At 73.0% G+C, this 19,314-nt stretch carries 16 protein-coding genes; 9 read left to right on the forward strand and 7 right to left on the reverse strand.

What is annotated here, in order from left to right; all coding sequences use genetic code 11:
- Positions 1-66 precede the first annotated feature (66 nt).
- Genes WME85_RS48940 through WME85_RS48960 form a run of 5 tightly spaced genes read left to right on the forward strand, consistent with a single transcriptional unit; the run spans position 67 to position 7,321 of the window.
- Entirely contained in the window at positions 67-1,002 is a 936-nt protein-coding gene (locus WME85_RS48940; RefSeq protein ID WP_437832028.1) for a hypothetical protein, read from the forward strand.
- Between the two features lie 37 nt (positions 1,003-1,039).
- The gene (locus WME85_RS48945) at positions 1,040-2,308 is read left to right on the forward strand and encodes a TolC family protein (RefSeq protein WP_437832031.1); all 1,269 of its coding nucleotides are present in this window, start codon (positions 1,040-1,042) and stop codon (positions 2,306-2,308) included.
- Positions 2,305-2,955: a hypothetical protein gene (locus tag WME85_RS48950; RefSeq protein ID WP_437832033.1), complete on the forward strand. Its 651-nt coding sequence runs from the start codon at positions 2,305-2,307 to the stop codon at positions 2,953-2,955. The genes WME85_RS48945 and WME85_RS48950 overlap by 4 nt, the downstream gene beginning before the upstream one ends.
- Positions 2,952-4,139 (forward strand): efflux RND transporter periplasmic adaptor subunit, encoded by a 1,188-nt coding sequence (locus tag WME85_RS48955; protein ID WP_437832035.1) that lies wholly within the window; start codon positions 2,952-2,954, stop codon positions 4,137-4,139. Before WME85_RS48950 ends, WME85_RS48955 begins: the two co-directional genes overlap by 4 nt.
- An 8-nt stretch (positions 4,140-4,147) precedes the next feature.
- Positions 4,148-7,321 (forward strand): efflux RND transporter permease subunit, encoded by a 3,174-nt coding sequence (locus WME85_RS48960; protein WP_437832037.1) that lies wholly within the window; start codon positions 4,148-4,150, stop codon positions 7,319-7,321.
- Here WME85_RS48960 and WME85_RS48965 read toward each other — a convergent pair.
- Positions 7,294-7,512 carry a heavy-metal-associated domain-containing protein gene (locus WME85_RS48965; RefSeq protein ID WP_437832040.1) on the reverse strand — a complete coding sequence of 73 codons (219 nt, stop codon included), beginning with the start codon at positions 7,510-7,512 and terminating at the stop codon, positions 7,294-7,296. The genes WME85_RS48960 and WME85_RS48965 overlap by 28 nt on opposite strands.
- Positions 7,513-7,751: 239 nt before the next feature.
- Here WME85_RS48965 and WME85_RS48970 point away from each other — a divergent pair, with 239 nt between their 5' ends.
- Entirely contained in the window at positions 7,752-10,067 is a 2,316-nt protein-coding gene (locus WME85_RS48970; protein WP_437832042.1) for a heavy metal translocating P-type ATPase, read from the forward strand.
- A gap of 6 nt (positions 10,068-10,073) precedes the next feature.
- On the opposite strand, the gene WME85_RS48975 is transcribed toward WME85_RS48970, so the two are convergent.
- Positions 10,074-11,222, reverse strand: a complete 1,149-nt coding sequence (locus WME85_RS48975; RefSeq protein ID WP_437832045.1) for a hypothetical protein — start codon at positions 11,220-11,222, stop codon at positions 10,074-10,076.
- A 421-nt stretch (positions 11,223-11,643) separates the two neighbouring features.
- On the opposite strand from WME85_RS48975, the gene WME85_RS48980 reads away from it, so the two are divergent.
- The 3 genes from WME85_RS48980 (at position 11,644) to WME85_RS48990 (ending at position 13,043) form a co-directional block, all read left to right on the forward strand.
- The gene (locus WME85_RS48980) at positions 11,644-12,126 is read left to right on the forward strand and encodes a hypothetical protein (RefSeq protein ID WP_437832047.1); all 483 of its coding nucleotides are present in this window, start codon (positions 11,644-11,646) and stop codon (positions 12,124-12,126) included.
- A gap of 102 nt (positions 12,127-12,228) precedes the next feature.
- The gene (locus WME85_RS48985) at positions 12,229-12,468 is read left to right on the forward strand and encodes an addiction module protein (RefSeq protein ID WP_437832049.1); all 240 of its coding nucleotides are present in this window, start codon (positions 12,229-12,231) and stop codon (positions 12,466-12,468) included.
- Between the two features lie 74 nt (positions 12,469-12,542).
- The gene (locus tag WME85_RS48990) at positions 12,543-13,043 is read left to right on the forward strand and encodes a hypothetical protein (protein ID WP_437832050.1); all 501 of its coding nucleotides are present in this window, start codon (positions 12,543-12,545) and stop codon (positions 13,041-13,043) included.
- A gap of 110 nt (positions 13,044-13,153) precedes the next feature.
- Here the strand turns inward: WME85_RS48990 and WME85_RS48995 are convergent, their stop codons facing one another.
- The 5 genes from WME85_RS48995 to WME85_RS49015 all read right to left on the reverse strand — a co-directional run bounded on the left by WME85_RS48995 (position 13,154) and on the right by WME85_RS49015 (position 19,311).
- Positions 13,154-13,747: a hypothetical protein gene (locus WME85_RS48995; RefSeq protein ID WP_437832052.1), complete on the reverse strand. Its 594-nt coding sequence runs from the start codon at positions 13,745-13,747 to the stop codon at positions 13,154-13,156.
- 566 nt (positions 13,748-14,313) lie between these two features.
- On the reverse strand, positions 14,314-15,663 hold the full coding sequence (locus WME85_RS49000) for an ABC transporter permease (protein WP_437832054.1): 1,350 nt from the start codon (positions 15,661-15,663) through the stop codon (positions 14,314-14,316).
- The gene (locus WME85_RS49005) at positions 15,660-16,622 is read right to left on the reverse strand and encodes an ABC transporter ATP-binding protein (protein ID WP_437832056.1); all 963 of its coding nucleotides are present in this window, start codon (positions 16,620-16,622) and stop codon (positions 15,660-15,662) included. The genes WME85_RS49000 and WME85_RS49005 overlap by 4 nt, the downstream gene beginning before the upstream one ends.
- On the reverse strand, positions 16,619-18,025 hold the full coding sequence (locus WME85_RS49010; protein WP_437832058.1) for a TfuA-like protein: 1,407 nt from the start codon (positions 18,023-18,025) through the stop codon (positions 16,619-16,621). Before WME85_RS49010 ends, WME85_RS49005 begins: the two co-directional genes overlap by 4 nt.
- Positions 18,022-19,311 (reverse strand): YcaO-like family protein, encoded by a 1,290-nt coding sequence (locus WME85_RS49015; RefSeq protein WP_437832061.1) that lies wholly within the window; start codon positions 19,309-19,311, stop codon positions 18,022-18,024. Before WME85_RS49015 ends, WME85_RS49010 begins: the two co-directional genes overlap by 4 nt.
- Positions 19,312-19,314 lie beyond the last annotated feature (3 nt).

A 19,314-nucleotide genomic window follows, 5' to 3' on the forward strand; every position in this document is an offset into this window, starting at 1 on the left:
GCCTGGCGCGCTCGTTGCTCAGGGCCCTGCTGTCCAGGGCAAGAACCTCGGTTCCAGGAAAGCACGATGCGCCAGATCCTTCTCTCTCTGCTCGTTTCGATCCCGCTTGTGGCCTGCTCCGCGAAGGAGACACCTGGCCACGACCACGCCAAGGCCGCCTCGACACAGGAACCCGCCGCGGCGCCGCCCCCCGCGCCGACGCCCCACGACCATGCCGCGAGCATGGCGGGCACGCGCCCTCACGCGGATCACGACGCTCGCCATGGAGGCCTGGTCACCATGGAGGGCGACAACCACGTCGAGGTCGTCGTCGGGGCCGACGGCGCCATCGACCTCTACGCGAGCGACGCGGTGAGGACGCCGATCCCGCCGAAGGACGTCACCGGCACCATCACGATCGAGCCCAAGGGCAAGGGCGAGAAGCAGACCCTGACGCTCGCGCCCAACGACGCGAAGGGCTCGCTCTCGGCCAGGGGCCCGACGCCGGACAAGGCGGATTACACCTGGGACCTGAAGGTCCGCGGCGCGCCGATGAAGATGACGCTCACCGTGCCGGCCGGAGGGACGGCATCTCTCGTCGACGCGCCGGCCGAGCACCCGGCTGGAGACCACGCCCACGGCTCGCCCCATGGCGGCGTCGTCCAGTCGCTGCCGGGCGGGCATGTCGAGGTGAAGCTCGAGAAGACCGGCGACATCACGGTGTGGATGCTGGACGCGGCCGAGGAGCCTCGCTCCGCGAAGGGCGTGACCGCGAGCCTTCGCCCCGTCGTCGCGGGCGCGAAAGAGGTCCAGCTCGCCCACGACGAGAAGGCGGATGTCCTGCGGGGCAAGATCGATCCGGTCAAGCAGGACCACGTGGACGGGGTGCTCAGCATCACGCCGGCCGGGGGAACCGCGACCTCGCTCCGGTTCGCCTTTCACCTCGAGGGTCACGCGGGAGCGGGCGCGGGACACGACGGCCACACGGGACACGACGGCCACACGGGACACGAGGGGCACTGAGATGGCGACCGGGCGCCCGCACCGAGGACGGCGCGCGATGCTCGCGGCGCTGGCGGCCGCGCTGACGCTCGTGCCCGCGTCGGGCGCCCGCGGTGAGACGCTGACGTGGGCCCAGGTGAAGGCGCGCGCCGCCGCGCGGTCGCCCGCGGCCATGGAGGCGAGGCAGACCACGCGCGCCGCGCGCGCGGAGGCGGCCGGCGCGGGGCGCTGGCCCCGCACGAACCCCGTGCTCAAGGGCGGCGTCGATCTCGGCGCCCCGTTCGGACACCCGGAGGACCGGGCCTTCTCGGTCGGCGTCGAGCAAGAGCTCGACGTCTTCGGGGTCGCGGCCACGGCGGCGCGCGCCGGCCAGCAGAAGGTCGCCGTCGCCGAGCTGGAGGGGGCGGTGCTGCAGCTCGACGGGCTCGCCGAGGCGGCCGAGGCGTTCATCGAGCTCGAGCGCGCACAGCGCGCGCTCGCCGTCTGGACCGAGCTCGACCGGGTGTTCGAGCGCATCGCCGCTGGCACCGCGGCGGCCTCCCGCGCCGGCGAGCGGTCGGATCTCGACGCGATCCTGACCAGCGCCGAGAGCGCCGGGGCAAGGGCCGAGCTCGCCGGCGCGCAAACCGAGCTCGCGCGCACCCAGGCGCGGCTCGGGGTGCTCATCGCCGCTCGGGACCCCTCGTCCCTCCGGGCCGCGGAGGGGCCGGTCCGGCCGCCAGACGCCCGTGGCCGCGACGCGCTCGTGGCCGCCGCGCTCCGCGGCCGGCCCGAGGTCGCGCTCTTCCGGGCCCGGCTGGGAGAGGCCGAGGCGCGGCGCACGTTCGCCGCGCGCGCCGCGCTCCCCGAGCCGACCCTGGGGCTCGGGGTCGAGACGGGGCGGGAGGGGCGCGAGGCCGCCCTGGCCGGCCCGGAAGGGGCGGACGGCGCCCGGCACGAGCGCTCGAAGCTCCAGATCACGCTGTCGGTGCCGCTGCCTCTCTTCGACCGGAGCCAGGCCGAGCGAGCCCGCGCGCTCGCCGACGCGAGCTCCGCCAGCGAGCAGGGCGCGCTCGCCGCCCGGCAGATCAGCGCGGCGGTCACGCGCGCCAAGGCCGCGGTCGACGCGAGCTGGACGGCCCTCGCGCGGTGGGAGGCCGTCGCTCCCCGGCTCGACGAGGCGCAGGCGATGGTCGAGAAGGGCTACGCCGCAGGGCAGGTCGACCTCTTCGACACCCTCGCCAGCGCCGAGCGCGTCGCCCGCGCGCGCGTCCAGATCCTCGAGGCGCGCGCCGCCTACCTGAAAGCCCGCGCGGCGCTGTCCCGCGCGCTCGGAGAGGAACCATGATGCACAGAAGGCACCTCGCCTGGGCCGTGGGGCTCGCGATCTGCGCGGCGGTCCCGCGGGCCTCCGCGCACGGCGGCGAGGACCACGCGGCGCCCGCCGCGCCGAGCGCCGCGAGCACCGGGACAGAGCACGTCGTGTCCGGGGAGACGGCGGTGTTCTCGGTCGTCATCAAGTACCCGGCGAGGAAGGCGGAGGGACCGCTGCCCGCCCGCGTCTACGTCGCCCGGGCCGACTCCAGCGCGCCGGTCGAGGGCGCGCGTGTCCGGCTCGAGCTGAAGGGGGGGCTGACCTTCGCCGCGGATGCGGGGAAGACGGAGGCCGCCGGTGTTTACGAAATTGCGCTCCCCGCGGCCCCGGAAGGAGCAACGGCGAACGGGGTCGTCTCGGTCGAGGCCGGGGAAGACTTCGACCTCGTGCTCGTCGGAGATCTCCGCTTCGGCGCGATCGAGCGCAGCGCAGCGCCCGCCGTCGCCGGGACGACGCCGGGCCGGGACGTGCCCCTCGGCGGTCTGGCGGCGGCCGCGGGAGCGCTCGCCGTGCTCAGCGGCGGGATCGGGTATGCGCTCGGGCGGCGCTCGCGGCGGAAGCCGCCTGCCCCCACCCGGCGCCCCGAGGATGGCTCCGCGCTCCCGCAGGGGGCCTCGTGAGCCGCGCCCGCCCGCTGGCCCTCGGCGCCATCGCCGCCGCGCTCGCGCTCGCCTCGGCCCTCGCGGTCACGGGCCTCGGGGAGCGCGCGGACGCGCACGGCGGCGAGGATCACAGCGCGCCCGCGAAGCCCGCGGCCAGCGCCGCGGCGGACCCGAACGTGGCCCGGGTGCCGATCGAGACGCAGTTCCTCCTCGGGCTGCGCACCGAGCGCGCGAGGCGCGGCGCGCTGGCCACGAGCCTCGGGCAGATCGGCACCGTGGTCGCGCGCCCCGCGGGCGAGCTCGCCGTCGTGGCCCCGACGTCCGGCCGCCTCTTCCCGCCCGAGGGCGGGTTCCTCCGGCTGGGCGACGAGGTGAAGAAGGGCCAGCTCCTCGGGACGCTCCGGCCGAGCCTGGGCGGCGCGGAGAGCGCGCAGCTCGGGCTGTCGCGCAGCGACGCCGCGTCCCGGGTCGCCGCGGCCGAGGCGCGGCTCGGGCTGGCCGAGCGGGAGGCCTCGCGGCGGCGCGAGCTCGAGGGCATCGTCGCCGAGAAGGACATCCAGGCCGCCGAGGCCGAGGTCGAGATCGCCCGGGCCGAGGTCGCGCGCGCCCGGGCGGACGTCGGGGCGCTCGCGGGCGGGGCGGGCGCGCAGAAGCTCAGCGCGACGATCGACGGGACGGTGGTCTCCGGCCGCGTGAGCCCGGGCGCCCAGGTCGCGGAGGGGACCGAGCTCTGGCGCATCGTCGATCTCGCGACGCTCTGGGTCGACGTGCGCGTCCCGGAGGCGGACGCGGCGCGCCTCGCGGGCGATCGCGCCGAGGTGACGCTCGTCACGGATCCCGCGGCGCGCTTCGAGGCCCGGCGCCTCGCCGTCGCGTCGCTCGTCGACCCGGCGACCCGCACCGTCCAGGCGCTCTTCGAGTTCGACAACGTAGACCGGCGCGCGCGGGTCGGCGCGCTGGCCAACATCGGCGTGGCCGGGAGCGCGCCCGTCGAGAGCGTCGTGGTCCCGGTGCCGGCGCTGCTCGATCGCAGCGGCACGCCCACGATCGTCGTGAAGACCGGCCCCGAGACGTTCGAGCTGCGCGCGGTCGCGATCGGGCCGAAGTCCGCCGGCGCGATCGGCATCACGGCGGGCGTGGCGGCGGGAGAGCGCGTGGTCGTCGATGGCGCCATGGCCGTCCTCCTCGCCGCCGGGGGCTAGCAGAGGCCATGTTCGACCATCTGATCCGCTTCTCCCTCAGGAACCGACTCTTCGTCATCGCCGCGGCGGCGCTGGTGCTCGTCTACGGGACGTACTCGCTCCTGAGGCTCCCGATCGACGTCTTTCCCGACCTGAATCGGCCGACGGTGACCCTCATGACCGAGGCGCCAGGGCTGGCGCCCGAGGAGGTGGAGACGCTGGTCACGGTGCCCCTCGAGCGGGTTATGAACGGCGCCCCAGGCGTCGAGCGCGTGCGCTCCACCTCGGGCGTCGGACTGAGCGTCGTGTACGTCGAGTTCGACTGGTCCACGGACATCTACCGCGACCGACAGCTCGTCGCCGAGCGCCTCGCCACCGTGACGGAGCAGCTCCCGAAAGGCATCACGCCGCAGATGGGGCCTGTCGCCTCCATCATGGGGGAGATCCTGCTGATCGGGGTGCAGGGCGAGGGGGTCTCGCCCATGACCCTCCGGACCCAGGCCGACTGGGTGATAAGGCCGAGGCTGCTCACGATCCCGGGGGTGGCGCAGGTGATCCCCATCGGCGGCGAGGTCCGCCAGATCCAGGTCACGGTCGATCCGGCCAGGCTCGCCGCGGCGGCGGTGTCGCTCGACGAGATCTCGCGCGCCCTCGCGGGGGCGAACGCCAACGCCACGGGCGGGTACGTCGACCGGCGAGGCCTCGAGTTCCTCGTCCGCACGCTCGGCCGCGCCCGGACCGAAGCGGACATCGCCGCCACCGTCATCGCCATGCGGAGCGCGACGCCGGTGACCCTGGCGCAGGTCGCGACCGTGCGAGAGGCCGCGCGCACCAAGCGCGGCGACGGGTCGATCGACGGGAAGCCCGCCGTGATCCTCTCGGTGCAGAAGCAGCCGGGCGCCGACACCGTCGCGCTCACCGGCGGCATCGACAAGGCCGTGGCCGAGCTACAGAGATCGATGCCCGCGGGGGTCACCATCAACCCGCGCCTGTTCCGGCAGGCGACCTTCATCGAGAGCGCGGTCCACAACGTGGTCGAGGCGCTGCGCGACGGCGCGATCCTGGTGACGATCGTCCTGTTCCTGTTCCTGCTCAATTTCCGGACGACCGCGATCACGCTGACCGCGATCCCGCTCTCGTTCATCGTGAGCGCGCTCGTGTTCCGGGCCTTTGGCCTGTCGGTCAACACCATGACGCTCGGCGGGCTCGCCGTGGCGATCGGCGAGCTCGTCGACGACGCCATCGTCGACGTCGAGAACGTGTTCCGGCGCCTGCGCGAGAACAGGGCGCTCGCGTCGCCGCGGCCGGCGATCGACGTCATCCGCGACGCGTCGAGCGAGGTCCGCGGCTCCATCGTGTTCGCGACGATCCTGGTGGTCCTGGTCTTCGTCCCCCTGTTCGCCATGAGCGGCATCGAGGGGCGGCTCTTCGCCCCGCTCGGGATCGCCTACATCGTGTCGATCCTTGCGTCGCTGGTTGTATCCCTGACGGTCACACCGGCGCTCTGCTCGTATCTCCTGCCGTCGATGAAGCGGATGAGCCACGAGGACGGCTGGCTGGTGCGCAAGCTCAAGGCCGCGGACCGCCGCGTGCTCGGCGTGTCGCTGCGGCACCCCGGGGCCGTCATGGCGGCCGCGGGCGCGCTGGTCCTCGCCGCCGCGGCGGCGGTGCCGTTCCTCGGGGGCGAGTTCCTCCCGCCGTTCAACGAGGGGACGCTCACGGTCAACGTGATCGCCAGGCCGGGCACCTCGCTCGCGGAGTCGAGCCGGCTCGGCACCCTGGCCGAGCAGCTGATCCACGAGGTCCCCGAGGTCGTGTCGACCGGGCGGCGGACGGGCAGGGCCGAGCTCGACGAGCACGCGGAGGGGGTCCACTACTCGGAGATCGACGTGGACCTCCGGGCCTCCGGGCGGGAGCGCGAGGAGATCCTCGGCGATATCCGCGACCAGCTCGACAAGATCCCCGGTGTGGCGGTCAACGTGGGGCAACCGATCTCGCACCGGCTCGATCACCTGCTCTCGGGCGTCCGCGCGCAGGTCGCGGTGAAGATCTTCGGTGAGGACCTCGGCGAGCTGCGGCGGCTCGGGAAGGCGGCGCGCGACGCGATGCAGGGGGTCGCGGGGGTGAAGGACCTCCAGATCGAGCAGCAGGTGCTCATCCCGCAGATCGCCATCAGGGTGAACCGGGAGCGCGCGGCGCAGCTCGGCGTCAACGCGGGCCAGCTCTCCGAGCTGCTCGAGCTCGCGCTGGCGGGCGGCACCGTCACGCAGATCCTGGAGGGCCAGCGGACCATCGACGTGGTCCTGCGGTACCCGCCGGAGCTCCGCGAGGACATCGACGCTCTGCGGCGCACGCTGGTCGACACCCCGAGCGGCGCGAAGGTGCCGCTGTCCGATCTCGCCGACGTCACGGAGAGCATGGGCCCGAACCAGATCAGCCGCGACGACACGCAGCGGCGCATCGTGGTCTCCGCCAACGTGGCCGGGCGCGATCTGGAGCAGGTCGTGAGCCAACTCCAGCGCGCCGTGGACGCGATCCCGAAGCCGCCGGGCTACCACGCGACGTACGGCGGGCAGTTCGAGAGCCAGCGGTCGGCGTCGCGGCTGATCGGGTGGCTCTCGATAGCGAGCCTCGCCGGCATGCTGGTGGTCCTGTACTCGCAGTTCCGCTCGTGGACGGTCGCGCTCCAGATCCTCTTGAACATCCCGCTCGCGCTCGTCGGCTCGGTGCTCGCCGTGGTCCTGACCGGCGGGGTGCTCTCGGTCGCGACCCTCGTCGGGTTCATCACGCTGTGCGGCATCGCCTCGCGCAACGGCATCATGATGATCTCGCACTACATCCACCTGATGAAGGAAGAGGGCGAGTCGTTCGGCGAGGCGATGATCGTCCGCGGCTCGCTGGAGCGCCTCGTCCCGGTGCTGATGACGGCGCTCACCGCCGCCCTGGCGCTCGTGCCCATCGCGCTGTCCAGAGGCCAGCCGGGCAAGGAGATCCTGCAGCCCGTGGCGGTCGTGATCCTCGGCGGCCTGCTCTCGTCGACGCTGCTCGATATCGTCGTCACGCCGGCCGTCTTCCTCAGGTTCGGCCGCGCCTCCGCCGAGCGGCTGGCGCGCCGGAGCCCGCGACCCTGCGCGCCTCCCTGGGCCGCGGCCGCGGGCCCCGTCGCCGCGGTCGCTCAGGCGGCGCGGGAGCGCACGCCGTAGCCGGCCCCGCGCACGGCGTCGGCGAGCGCGTCGACGGGCGCGCTCGCCGGGTCGTGCCGCACCACGACGGTGCCCTCGCGCAAGCGCACGTCGACCTTGTCGACGCCGTCGAGCTCGCGCAGCGCGCTGTCGATGTGGCGAATGCAGGACGGGCAGCTCATCCCGTCGACCTGGAGGATGGTCTCTTTCATGACGTCTTCCTTTCGGCGACCCGCTGGCCGCTCACCCCCGAAGACGCAGCCGCCTGGCTTCATTACACCGCGCCGGCGCCGCCGCGCTCATCCCGCTCCGCCCGGCCACGCGCGCCGAGCCCGCTCCCGGGACCAGCCGGCCGCGCTGCGGTCCCCGCGCGATGAGCCCGGCGGTATCGCCGTAATCCGCGGGGCGGCCCTGCGTCTGCACCGTCGATAGCGAGGTGACCATGACGACGATGACCGTTCCCATTCCCGCCCCCCAGGACACCGAGGACGCCGGCGCCCGCCGCGTCGACCTGCCCATCGAGGGCATGACGTGCGCCGCCTGCGTCCGGCGCATCGAGCGCGCCCTGCTCGCGACAGGCGGCGTCCGCGACGCGAAGGTCAACCTCGTGACCCGCTCGGCCACGATCACGTTCGACCCGGCCGCCGCGTCCACCAGCGCGCTCGTCGCCGCCGTCGAGCGCGCGGGCTACAGCGTCCCGGAGCGCCGCGCCGCGCCGGGCAGCGCCGCCGCCGCCCCGGCCGACCGGACGGCCGCCGCCGACGAGGGCCTCGACGGCGAGCGGCGCGCCCTCCGGCGCGACCTCGCGATCTCGCTGGCCCTGTCCGTCCCGCTGCTCGTCCTCGGGATGTCGCACGGCCGCATCCCGGGCGCGGACGGCGCGATCGGCCGGCTCGTCCAGCTCGCCCTCGCGACCGCGGTGGTCGCCGGCCCGGGCCGCAGGTTCTTCCGGCTCGCCTGGGCCGCGCTCCGGCACCGGGCGGCCGACATGAACACCCTCGTGGCCCTCGGCACGGGCGCCGCGTGGGGGTACTCGGCCGTCGCCGTCCTCGCGCCGCAGCTCTTCCCCCACGCCGAGCACGGCGTTCGGCCGCACGTCTACTTCGAGGCCGCCGGCGCGATCATCAGCTTCGTCCTGCTCGGCAAGCTCCTCGAGACGCGCGCCCGCAAGCGCCTCACCGACGCCGTGCGCGGCCTCGTCGCGCTCCAGCCGAGGACGGCGCGGCGCCTGCGCGGCGACCTGGAGGAGGAGGTCCCGGCCGCCGAGCTCTCGCCCGGCGATCTCGTGCGCGTCCGGCCGGGCGAGCGGATGCCGAGCGACGGCGAGGTCGTCTCGGGCGCCTCGGCGGTCGACGAGTCGATGCTCACCGGCGAGGGCCTCCCCGTCGACAAGGGCGCCGGCGCGGCGGTGTTCGGCGGCACGCTCAACCAGAGCGGCCAGCTCACCGTGCGGATCACGAAGACCGGCGCCGGGACCGCGCTCGCCCGCATCGTCGAGGCCGTCGAGCAGGCGCAGGGCTCGAGGGCGCCGATCGCGCGCCTCGCCGACACGGTGAGCGGCGTCTTCGTCCCGGTGGTGCTCGCCATCGCCGCGGTCGCGTTCGTCGCCTGGGCCGCGGCCGATCCGAGCGCGGCGGGGCTCGCCGCCGCGGTCGAGCGGTTCGTCGCCGTCCTCGTGATCGCCTGCCCCTGCGCCCTGGGCCTGGCGACGCCGGCGGCCGTGGCGGTGGGCACCGGCCGCGGCGCCGAGCTCGGCGTGCTCGTGAAGGGCGGCACGGCGCTCGAGGCGGCGAGCCGCGTCGACACCGTCCTCGTCGACAAGACAGGCACCCTCACGGCGGGGCGCCCGCAGCTCGCGGCGGTGAGGGCGCTGCCGGGGATCGCCGAGGAGGAGCTCCTGCGCCTCGTCGGGTCGGCGGAGCTCGGCAGCGAGCACCCTGTCGCGAGGGCGCTGGTCGAGGGCGCGCGCGCGCGCGCCGGCAGCGTTCCACTGGTCGCGCCCGAGGGCTTCCGCGCCGACGCCGGCGGCGGCGTCCGCGCTCGGGTCGAAGGGCGGGAGGTGCGCATCGGCACGGCCCGGTACCTCGCCGAGCTCGGGATCGACACGGCGCCGCTCGAGGAGCTCGCCCAGGGCCTCGCCGGGCGCGGGAACACCCCGTCGTTCGTCGCGGTCGACGGCCGCCTCGCCGGGCTCGTGGCGGTCGCCGACCTGCCGACCCCGGAGGCCACGCAGGCGGTCGCCGCGCTGCGCCGGCTCGGCGTGCGCGTCGCGATGGTGACGGGCGACCGCGAGGCGACGGCGCGCGCGGTGGCGCGGCAGCTCGGGATCGACGAGGTGTTCGCCGGGGTCCGCCCCGAGGACAAGGCGCGCATCGTGCGCGAGGAGCGCGAGCGCGGGCGCGTGGTCGCGATGGTCGGCGACGGCATCAACGACGCGCCCGCCCTCGCCGGCGCCCACGTGGGGATCGCGGTCGCGAGCGGCACCGACATCGCGGTCGCCGCGGCCGACGTGGCGCTGCTCCGCGGGGGGATCGCCGCCTTGCCCGCCGCGCTCGGGCTCGCGCGCGCGACGCTGCGGACCATCCGCCAGAACCTCTTCTGGGCGTTCATCTACAACGTGATCGGCATCCCGATCGCCGCGGGCGCGCTCTACCCGCTGACCGGCTGGCTCCTGTCCCCGGTCCTCGCGAGCGCGGCCATGAGCCTGTCGAGCGTCTCGGTGCTCCTCAGCTCCCTCCGGCTCCGCCGGTTCCGGCCGGCGGGCTGAGTCGCCTCACAGGATCGGATCGATCCGGTAAACCCGGCTCGAGATCAGGTCGACGAGGTAGAGCTTGCCGTCTGGCCCGAAGTTGATCCCGGCGAGCGAGCCCGCGGGGAGCCCCGTGTCCAGGGCGCGGACCAGCTGCCCTGTCAGGTCGAAGGCGTGGATCCGGCTGGTCGCGTGATCGGTGACGTAGACGAGCCCCTCGTGGACCTCGAGCCCGCTCGGCGCCTCGAGCGTCCCCGGGGGGACGATCTCGGTCAGCGTGGCGCCGTCGATGTGCCTGCGCGCCACGAGGGTCTCCTGTCCGTCGAAGCTCGCCCCGGGCGTGCCGCTCGCGGTATCCAGCTTCAGCAGCCGCTTGTGACCCGTGTCGGCGATGTAGAGGTGGCGGTCCTCGGCGTTGTAGAAGATATGGCTCGGCGTCACGTCGGTCCCGAGCACCTCGCCTGCCACATAGCGGTAGACCTCGCCGTCGGCGTGGTCGTCGTTTCCGGGGCCGTGATCGTGGGCGAAGTTGTACCGGTCGATGGCCAGATCGTAGCCGTTGAAGACCCAGTAGACGTTGCCCTGCTCGTGCGCGATGCCCTTGCAGAAGGGGCTCGAGTGGAGCATGTCGAGGTGCGACCCGAGGCCGTCGGGCGTCTCCTCCGCGAAGATCGCGAGATCCGAGGAGAAGAGCGTCGGCCCCATGAAGTAGTTGCCCCCGTTGTCGTTGTCGCCGCAGACGCCGAACGTGCCCGCGTGGCCAAAGGCGATCGCCGGCGGCCGGGCCATGAAGTGGTCGGCGGCGGGGTCGCGGAGGCGGACCGCCTGGCCGTCCGGCGCGCCCGGCTTCGAGATGATGGTGACGCTGTCGTCCTTGCGGTTGACGACCCAGAGCTCGTCCGGCCGCTCCGGGTTGAAGTCGAGATCGGTCGGCTCACGCTTCCGGTCCGGTTCGAACACGGGCACGAGCGCGACGGAGGAAGGGCTGCCGTCCTTGACGCCGATGGGGTAGCCGGGCGGGAGCTCGACGCACGCGCCGATCGCCTGATCGCACAGCGGCGTCCCGGGCGCGGCGGCGCAGTCCGGCGATGCCTTGCAGGCCAGCGCTGGAGGGGCCTCCGGCTCTGCCCCCGAGCAGGCCGACAGGAGTCCCACGCTGGATAGGAAGATCATTTTACGAAGCATCGCGTCTGCCTCCCGGTGAGGAAGACATTGTGACCCGGCGGGACGAGCTGGCCACCCCGGATGAGGTGCGGAGTGGCTCCGCTCCCGGTCGAACCATGCAGCCACGACGAAGGCGAGCGGCGCCTCGGGCGCCCTGTGCGCCGCTGCGGTGCTGCGTCACGTGCGCCGCTGCTCGTGATGCGGGGCGTTGCGTGCCCATGCAGGTGCCCGTGCATCTCACGGCGTCGTCCCGGGAGACGACGGGCTCTGCGGCGGCAGACCCGAGCTTCATGGACATCCGACTCGCGCCGGTGCCGGCGGCCCACCTCGGGCGTGGCGGGTGACCGCGGGGAGCGTCGCCGCTAGACTGACCGCACCACCCGGCGCCGAGGCGGAGCCCCTCTCGTCGCTGGATACCGAGGCGATCGCGATGGCAGTGGACCGGAAGACCTTCCTGGCTCGTCTCGACGCGGCGTGCGAGCGCGCCGTCGCGTTCTGTCGGACCTTCGCTGCCCAGCAGGTGCCATCGGCGTACGGGCTGCTCGTCGTCCCGAATAGCTCCTACGACGCGAACCTCGTGGACGGAGAGGTCGTGTTCCCGGAGGACGCGATCCCGGAGGGGCAGCACCTCGGGCCGATGTCCAGCGCGGACTTCGTTGCGCGCTTCTGGCGCAACGGCATGATTCCCGAGTGGGTCAATATCTCGGCTCACGAGGTCAGGGACGAACAAACGCTCCTGGAGGTGCGGGTGTGCGGCCGCTTCACCGCGAAGGCAGAGCTCCTCTACCACGAGCGCGAGGGGTGGCCTCCATTCCATGTCCTCGGCCCCGTGCTGCCACCGCGCTGGGACGAGAGCACGCGGGCCAGGTTCGACATCAACTGGCACCTGAAACGACAAGCCGCACAGGGATGAACCATGCAGTCCAACCTGTCGCTGCTGCCCACGGGCCACGCAGGATTTCCCTGTCCGGTCGTCGGGGCTGCCCATGGGTCAAGATCCCGCTAGAATCACGACATGTCGTACAGGAATGCCGTGCTTGCGGAGGCCCTGCAACTTCCGCCGGAGGAGCGAGCAGACGTCGCGAAGCAATTGATCGCGAGCCTGGACGGGCCCGCCGACGAGGACGTCGAGGCTGCCTGGCTGACCGAGGTCGAGCGACGTTTGCAGGACGTCGACCGCGGCACGGCGAAGGTCGAGCCCTGGGACGCTGTTCGGGAGCGGCTCGCCAGGCGTCTCCGCACGAACCGTGAATGAGGATCGTCGTTCTCGACGAGGCGGATACCGAGCTTGCCGCCGCCGCGGAGTGGTAAGACCGTGGAGGCGAAGCCATGGCGAACCGGGTGACATACGAGGCCCGCCCCGACCTCGCGCACATCCGGATGAGCAACGGGCTGACCTCGGTGTTCATCTCCGTGCTCGCCCTGGCCGCGTCGGCGCTGGCCGAGACCGAGCGGGAGCGCGAGCTCGCCGCATGGTTCGCCTCGCACGACCAGGGGCTGTTCGGGCTCGGGCTCGTGGGGTTCGACGTCAGCGAGCTGCCCTGGTCCCCGAGCACCTTCGTCCGCGAGCGCGAGTTCGTCCTCCGGGTGATCGAGGCGGCAAAGGCGAGGACGGGCTGGGAGCGGCTGGGGTACGAGCCGCGCGAGGACTGGATCCAGCCCTGCCTCGATCAGCTCCGGGCGATGATCGAGGCGCTCGTCGTCGAGGACGCGTGCAGGGCGGGGGCGACGGCGTGGTCCTACGGCGACCGTCCGGAGCCGCTGGTGCTCTGCCCAGTCCATCGGGTGTACCAGCACGAGTACGGGTGTGTCCTGTGCAATGACAGGTAGGCGGGCGGCCTGCGGGGCGGGACAGCCCAGCGCGGCGCGTCCCTCGAGCATCGTGCCAAGGGCACCCTCGAGAGACGCGGCGCTGCTCCGATCGAGATGAGCGCCGGCGCTCAGGAGGCGTGGCAGTAATAGAACGCCATGTTGTCGCAGTGATCGCCGTCGCACTTCGCGCCTGCGATGTAGTAGTCCGGCGGGAAGTAGATCATCCCGCCGTTCTCCTCGGAGATGAACCCGCTCCAGTAGCAGTCGCCCCAGGTCTTCCCGTTGAGATGGGAGCACTGGAGCGACACGTTGTCGCAGTAAGAGCCCGTGCACGCGAAGCCCGTGACGAAATCGCCGGCATTGCAGGTCCGCCAGTTGGTGCTCTCCTCGGAGAAGTAGGTGGTCCAGTACGTGGACGTGTTGTAGGTCCCAAGGGAAGAGCAATAGCCCTTGATGTTGTCGCAGTCGGAGCCGCGGCAGCGGAACGCGCTGATGGCGTTGCCGCTGTCGCACGCGATGGGCGCCCAGCCGTCGGACGTCTCGGGCATCCATCCATTCGTGATGGCGTCGGCCGCCGTTCCGACTTCCTCCGCCGTCGTCTCGGCGTCGATGTCGGCGTCGACGTCGCTCTCGCCGTCGACCGGCGGAGCCATGCAGCCGGCGACCATCAACAGGGTCGAGCCGAGGAGCGAAACGAGCGACAGCGTCGATGTGATCTTCATGATGAACCTCATGGCGGAACCGCGCACGAGCCGGCGTGGCGTCGGGGGTACGGTCGCGCCTCATGCAATTGGAGTTCTTGGTCCTGGCGCGGGTATCGAGGTTTCCAACGCCCGCGCACTGGGTATCAGCAAAGCGCATACCATCACCACGAGGTGCGGCCTCGCCCCAGCATCGCGCCAGAAAGGCCCGGATCAGGGCGCGCGCACGCGCGTCGCCCGGGCGGGCGGGCGTTGTTGCGCAAAGCCTCGCTCAGCTGCTGGGCGAGGCTCTGCGCAACTTGCGCGGACGTGGTGTGGGGAGGAGCGTCACGGCGTGCCCGAGGCATCCCCTCGGGTTTTTAAGAAAATTTACAGGGAGACGGGGAGGCGGGGAGACGGGGAGGGAAATCTTCAAAATGCTCCCTGTCTCCCAGTCCAATTTTCCCGCTGAAAAGGGCTGCCAAATGAGGGGATTCCTCAGACGGCGCGCACCCGGCACGACCGGCTCGCGCGGCGCTCGGCGCGCGGGAGGTTGCATTCCAGCAGGGGTATTCGATGTCATCGAGAGACGTGGTCTCTCGCGCGCGTCACGCGGCGCGGAACCAGCGCCAGAGCTCGCGGAGGGTCGGCGTCGCTCCCTGGGAGAGGACGCCTGTCCGGAAGGTCTTCGCGGCGACCCAGATGAAGAGCACCACGGTCGCGCCGGTGCCGACGATGGCGACGAGGATCTGCCAGAGCGGCGGCTCGGAGACGAGGACCCGGACGAACATCACCATCGGGGCGTAGATCGGGATCATCGAGAGGACGACGGCCAGCGTCGAGCCGGGGTGACCGGCGATGATCACGAGGAAGAACGGCGGCGCGGCGAGCGCCATCGAGATCGGGCTCATCAGCTGCTGCGCGGCCTTCTCCGAGCTCGCGGCGGCGCCCCCGACGGCATAGACAGCCACGTTGACGAGGTACCCGAGGAGGAAGAACACGACGAAGTACACGGCGACCATGGGACGAAACAGGGTCTCGGCGTCGACGAGGCGCGGCCCACCCAGCGCGCCGACCGCGACGCCCGCGACGGCCGCCATCCCGAGCCACACGGCGATCTGCGTGAGGCCGGCGGCGGCGAGGCCGAGGATCCTCCCGGACAGGAGCTCGAACGGCGTCACCGAGGAGAGGAGGATCTCCATGATGCGATCCGACTTCTCCTGCACGATGCGGCGCAAGATCTCGCGACCGTTCAGGAGGATCGCGACGAAGAGCAGGCCGCCGAAGCCGAACGCGACGAGCATGTCGAGGTCGCCGCCCGGGCCCCGAGGGCCGCTCGAGGAGAGAGGCGCCGACGCGAACGCGGGGGGCGAGAGGAGGCCCTGGATCTCGGCGGCGTCGCGGCCGCGCGCCGTCCACCTCGCCACGGCGACGCCGCGCGCCACCGCCGCCGCGGCGCGCTCGACGGCATCGAGGTCAGCCCCCCGCGCGTACAGCGCGCCCCGCGCGCCGGCGTCCTCGAGCATCGCGGGCGGGAGGACCACCACGCCGTCCACGCCGTCCCCTCCCGCCGCGGCGCCCGCCCTCGCGCCGTCGAGCAGCGCCGCGACGGCCGCGCTCGTGGCGGCGGCGTCCCCGGGGGCCACGTAGGTGAGCCGCAGCCGGGAGGCCCTCGGGAGCACCGCGCTGCCCATCGCGGCGCCGAGCGACCGCGCGGCGGACCGCGCCGACGCCTCCCCGGCGAGGCCGGCGAAGGCGGCCTCCACGACCCCGCGGAGCCGGCCTGTCCCGTCGACGACGACGACCGAGCGGTCGCCGGCGCCGGCGGCGACGACGAGCGCGGGGAGCAGGCCCACCGCCGCGAAGAGGACCGGCAGGAGGAGCGTCGTGAGGACGAAGGAAGCGGTCCGCACCGAGGCGACGTACTCGCGCCTCAACACGACGAGGACGCGGCTCACGACGCCTCCAGCGCCGCGCCCCGGCCCGCGCGCGCCCCGCAGGCGCGCGGCGGCGGGGCGCCCTGGCCGACGACGCGGGAGAAGATCTCGTCGAGCGACGGGGACGAGACCTCGAACCGCCGCACCCGGAGGCGCGGGAGGGCCGCCGAGAGCGCCCGCTGCGCGTCGCCGGCGTCGCGCAGCACGAGCTCCGCCACGCCGGGCTCGATCCGCGCGCTCACCACGCCGTCGAGGCCGAGGAGGAAGGTCCCGTCGCCGTCGAACTCGATCCGCGCCGTGTTGCCGGCGAAGGACGCCTTCACCTCGCCGACGGGCCCCTCCAGGACGACGCGCCCGCGATCGACGACGACGACGTTGTCCGCCAGGCTCTCGGCGAGCGGCATGACGTGGGTCGAGAGCAGGAGGGTCTTCCCGGTGGCGCGGAGCTCCCCGAAGAGCCTCTTCACGAGCGCGGCGTTGACGGGATCGAGGCCGGACATCGGCTCGTCGAGGACGAGGATCTCCGGGTCGTGGACGAGCGCGCCGCAGAGCTGCACCTTCTGCTGGTTGCCCTTCGACAGCGTCTCGATCCGCGCGCGCGCGACGTGCTCCAGCTCGAGCGACCGGAGGAGGCGCGCGGCGCTCTCGCGCGCGCGGCGCGGGCGGACGCCCTTGAGCTCGCCGAGGAAGGCCAGGTGCTCGGCGACCGGCATCTGCTTGTACAGGCCACGCTCCTCGGGGAGGTAGCCGACGCGATCGCGGATCGCGACGCTGTCGCTCCTGCCGCCGAGGACCTCGACCGCGCCCTCGTCGGGGAGGAGGATGCCTGTCACGAGGCGCATCGTCGTCGTCTTTCCAGCGCCGTTCCGGCCGAGGAGGGCGGTGGCGCCGCCGCGCCGGACCTCGAACGACACGGCGTCGACGGCCCGGCGCGACGCGAAGACCTTCGTCGCCCCGCGGAGCGAGATCGCGGGCGTCACCGGCGCTCCGGGGCCGAGGCGCCCGCGGCCCTGTCGCCGGGCGCGGCGCGGCGATAACACACCTCGCGCAGCGCCACGCGCTTGAACTCGTCCGCGTCGGCGAAGCCGGCGGCGCGCAGCGCGCTCGCCGGATCGGGCGGCACGGGCGCGCCAAGGCACCGCTCGAAATACCACCGGGTGAGGTCGCCTTCGGTCATCCCGGCGTCGGAGAAGGCGGGGTTCGACAGGCCGAGCTCGGCGAGGCGCCGCTGCTTCTCGCGGGCCCGAGAGAGCAGCTTCGCGTACTCGCCAGAGACCGAGAGGTGGTCGCGGAGGTGGCCCTGCGCCGCCTCGTCGATCGCCTTCTCGGCCCAGCCGATGAGCGCCTCGTCGCGGAGCAGCCTCGTCAGCTCGCCCCAGCCGACGCTGAACTGGCGCATCCACGCCTTCACGTCGTCCGGCTCGTAGAGCCGCCGCTCGCGGCGGAAGGCGTCGGACGCCCGCTCCAGCGCGGCGTTGTCCACGGTGACGCCGCGCCGCTCGGCCTCCTTCAGCGCGAGGTAGCGGAGCATCGCCCCGCGCTTCGCCCGGCCGTAGGCCGCCGCGTCGAGGCGGAGCTCGTCGAGGATGCCGTCGAAGACGACCGTGTCGTACGGCGACGCGTCGCCGGCGCCCGGGCGCTCCGCGGCGACCATCTCGCCGGCGAGCTGCTCGGCGCGGGACCAGAACTCGGTGACCTCGAACCTGTACGTGACGGTCTTCAGCGAGAAGCCCGCCTCGGCGCGCGCGCGGAGGTGCCGGAGCAGCGCGATGGCGTCGTCGCGCTTCTGGTTGACGCGCCCCTTCGGGAGGAAGTCGCGCAGCGACGCGAGCTCGCGCTGCGGGACGCCTTGGCGGGACGCGGCGTCGAGGATCACGGGGTAGGCGCGGTCGGGATAGTAAAGAGCCTTTGCGATCGCCGCGAGCGCGTCGCGCGTGGCGGCGGTGATCGCGCCCGCGGCCGCCGCGGCGTCGAGCGTCCCGCGGATGTTGACCATCGCCTCGGAGCCGGCGCGAAAGCCGCTGTCCGCGGGGCCGTGGGCGACGGCCACCTCGTCGTCGTCCTCGATGAGGCCGTCGCGGTACCCCTCGAAGATGGCGCCGACGCCTTCCATGCCGAAGGCGGAGAGCTCGGCGGCGCGCAGCGCCCCCATGCTGGAGCTCCCGAAGACGTGGATCCCCTGCGCCATCGCGAAGAGGATCTCCTTGTGCCAGACCGCCGGGACGCGCTCGAAGTAGCCGTCGATGATCGCGATCGCGCTCGGGCGCTTCGCGCACGCCCGGTAGACGTCGCCCTGCGAGACAGGCGGCAGATAGATGGCGTCGAGCTCCGCCCGCGCGGCCTCGAGCGAGAGGGTCGGACCGAGGAAGACGATGATGCTCATGCGATCTCCTTGAGGCTCTCCGCGCTCCCGCTCCGGCGCTCGAGCGCGCGGCGGAACCGGGTGCCAGGGATGTAGTTGGGGAACGAGTGGATCCCTTCGAGTCCGGGAATGACGATCTTGACGACGGGGATGCCGAACTCCGGCTTCGTGAGATCGAAGGCGACGACGCTGTCGATCCCGACCGCGCGCAGCCGCTCGAGCTGCCAGGCGACGTCGTCCTCGAACGTGTCGCCCGCGAACGTCGGCCCCGCGGAGAACGGGCGCTCTCCGCGCGCCGTCAGGAGCTGGCGGAGGTGCCGGACCTGATCGGGGCTCCGGTGGCGGTCGTACTCGGCCCGGAGGAGGTCGTCGCGCGCGCCCGAGATCACCGTGAGCCGGGTCTGCGCGGCCTCGGTGAGGGCGCGCAGGAGCGCGACGGCGCGCGACGGGTGGCAGCCTTGCCCGCCGGAGCCGTGGAGCCCCCGGATGGCGTCCTCGGTCCGCTCGGCGATCAGGCACTCGTACGAGGGGATGCCGACGTCCGAGGTGGTCTCCCACGCGCCGACGGCGATCCCGGCGGCCGCGAACCTCGTGAGCACCTCGCGGCAGCCGGGATCATCGACGCTGTCGAGATCGAGGCGCCGCGCGTCGCGCTCCGCGTCGGTGAGGGCGCCCCAGACGGCCGTGGCGTCGCGCTCGACCACCTCGCAGATACCGTAGCTCACCGCCTCGAGGAGCCCGTTCCCGGACGAGAGCCCGTTGGTCGAGCAGCAGAAGATGCCCGGGTTGACGCGGCCCGTCGCGGTGGCGTTGACGTGCACGAGCTCGTAGGGGACCCACACAGGGGCGCCGCGCACGAGGTCGTAGCCCTCGGCCCACAGGAGCGGGGTGTCCTCGTCGAGCGGCACGCTCGAGGTCCGCGGCAGCGCGAAGACGTCGGCGATCGCGTGGGAGCGCCGGAGCTCGCGAGAGGAGCCGAGGAGCAGCGGCCGGAGGATGTTCTCGCCGTGATAGGACTCGATCGACTCCATCAGCCCCGAGACCTTCGCGGCCGCCAGCGTCAGCCCCTTTCCCTGGCTGACCGAGAGAGAGCGCGAGTTGGGGCGGCAGACGACGACGACAGGTATCCCGATCGCGTCGAGCCCGGTGACGTTGGCTATCCGCGTGATCCCCATCGCCGGCATGAAGCCCTTGATCCGATCGAAGGTCTCCTCGGGGGAGGCCGTGCGGTGGGTGCCGTTCATGAAGCGCTTCCTCTCGGGTCCCGAGAGCCCCGGCATGGGCGGAAGCTTGGTCTGAGTCTCCACGGT

Origin of the sequence: Sorangium sp. So ce1153 (assembly GCF_051521595.1) — a bacterium.
GTDB lineage: Bacteria > Myxococcota_A > Polyangia > Polyangiales > Polyangiaceae > Sorangium.

Excerpts from the sequence above, each read along its gene's own strand:
- WME85_RS48970 (WP_437832042.1), top strand. The coding sequence starts at position 7,752 with ATGACCGTTCCCATTCCCGCCCCCCAGGACACCGAGGACGCCGGCGCC.
- WME85_RS48975 (WP_437832045.1), bottom strand. The coding sequence starts at position 11,222 with ATGATCTTCCTATCCAGCGTGGGACTCCTGTCGGCCTGCTCGGGGGCA.
- WME85_RS48940 (WP_437832028.1), top strand. The coding sequence starts at position 67 with ATGCGCCAGATCCTTCTCTCTCTGCTCGTTTCGATCCCGCTTGTGGCC.
- WME85_RS48965 (WP_437832040.1), bottom strand. The coding sequence starts at position 7,512 with ATGAAAGAGACCATCCTCCAGGTCGACGGGATGAGCTGCCCGTCCTGC.
- WME85_RS48950 (WP_437832033.1), top strand. The coding sequence starts at position 2,305 with ATGATGCACAGAAGGCACCTCGCCTGGGCCGTGGGGCTCGCGATCTGC.
- WME85_RS48980 (WP_437832047.1), top strand. The coding sequence starts at position 11,644 with ATGGCAGTGGACCGGAAGACCTTCCTGGCTCGTCTCGACGCGGCGTGC.
- WME85_RS49010 (WP_437832058.1), bottom strand. The coding sequence starts at position 18,025 with ATGAGCATCATCGTCTTCCTCGGTCCGACCCTCTCGCTCGAGGCCGCG.
- WME85_RS48985 (WP_437832049.1), top strand. The coding sequence starts at position 12,229 with ATGTCGTACAGGAATGCCGTGCTTGCGGAGGCCCTGCAACTTCCGCCG.
- WME85_RS48960 (WP_437832037.1), top strand. The coding sequence starts at position 4,148 with ATGTTCGACCATCTGATCCGCTTCTCCCTCAGGAACCGACTCTTCGTC.
- WME85_RS48990 (WP_437832050.1), top strand. The coding sequence starts at position 12,543 with ATGGCGAACCGGGTGACATACGAGGCCCGCCCCGACCTCGCGCACATC.
- WME85_RS48945 (WP_437832031.1), top strand. The coding sequence starts at position 1,040 with ATGCTCGCGGCGCTGGCGGCCGCGCTGACGCTCGTGCCCGCGTCGGGC.
- WME85_RS48995 (WP_437832052.1), bottom strand. The coding sequence starts at position 13,747 with ATGAAGATCACATCGACGCTGTCGCTCGTTTCGCTCCTCGGCTCGACC.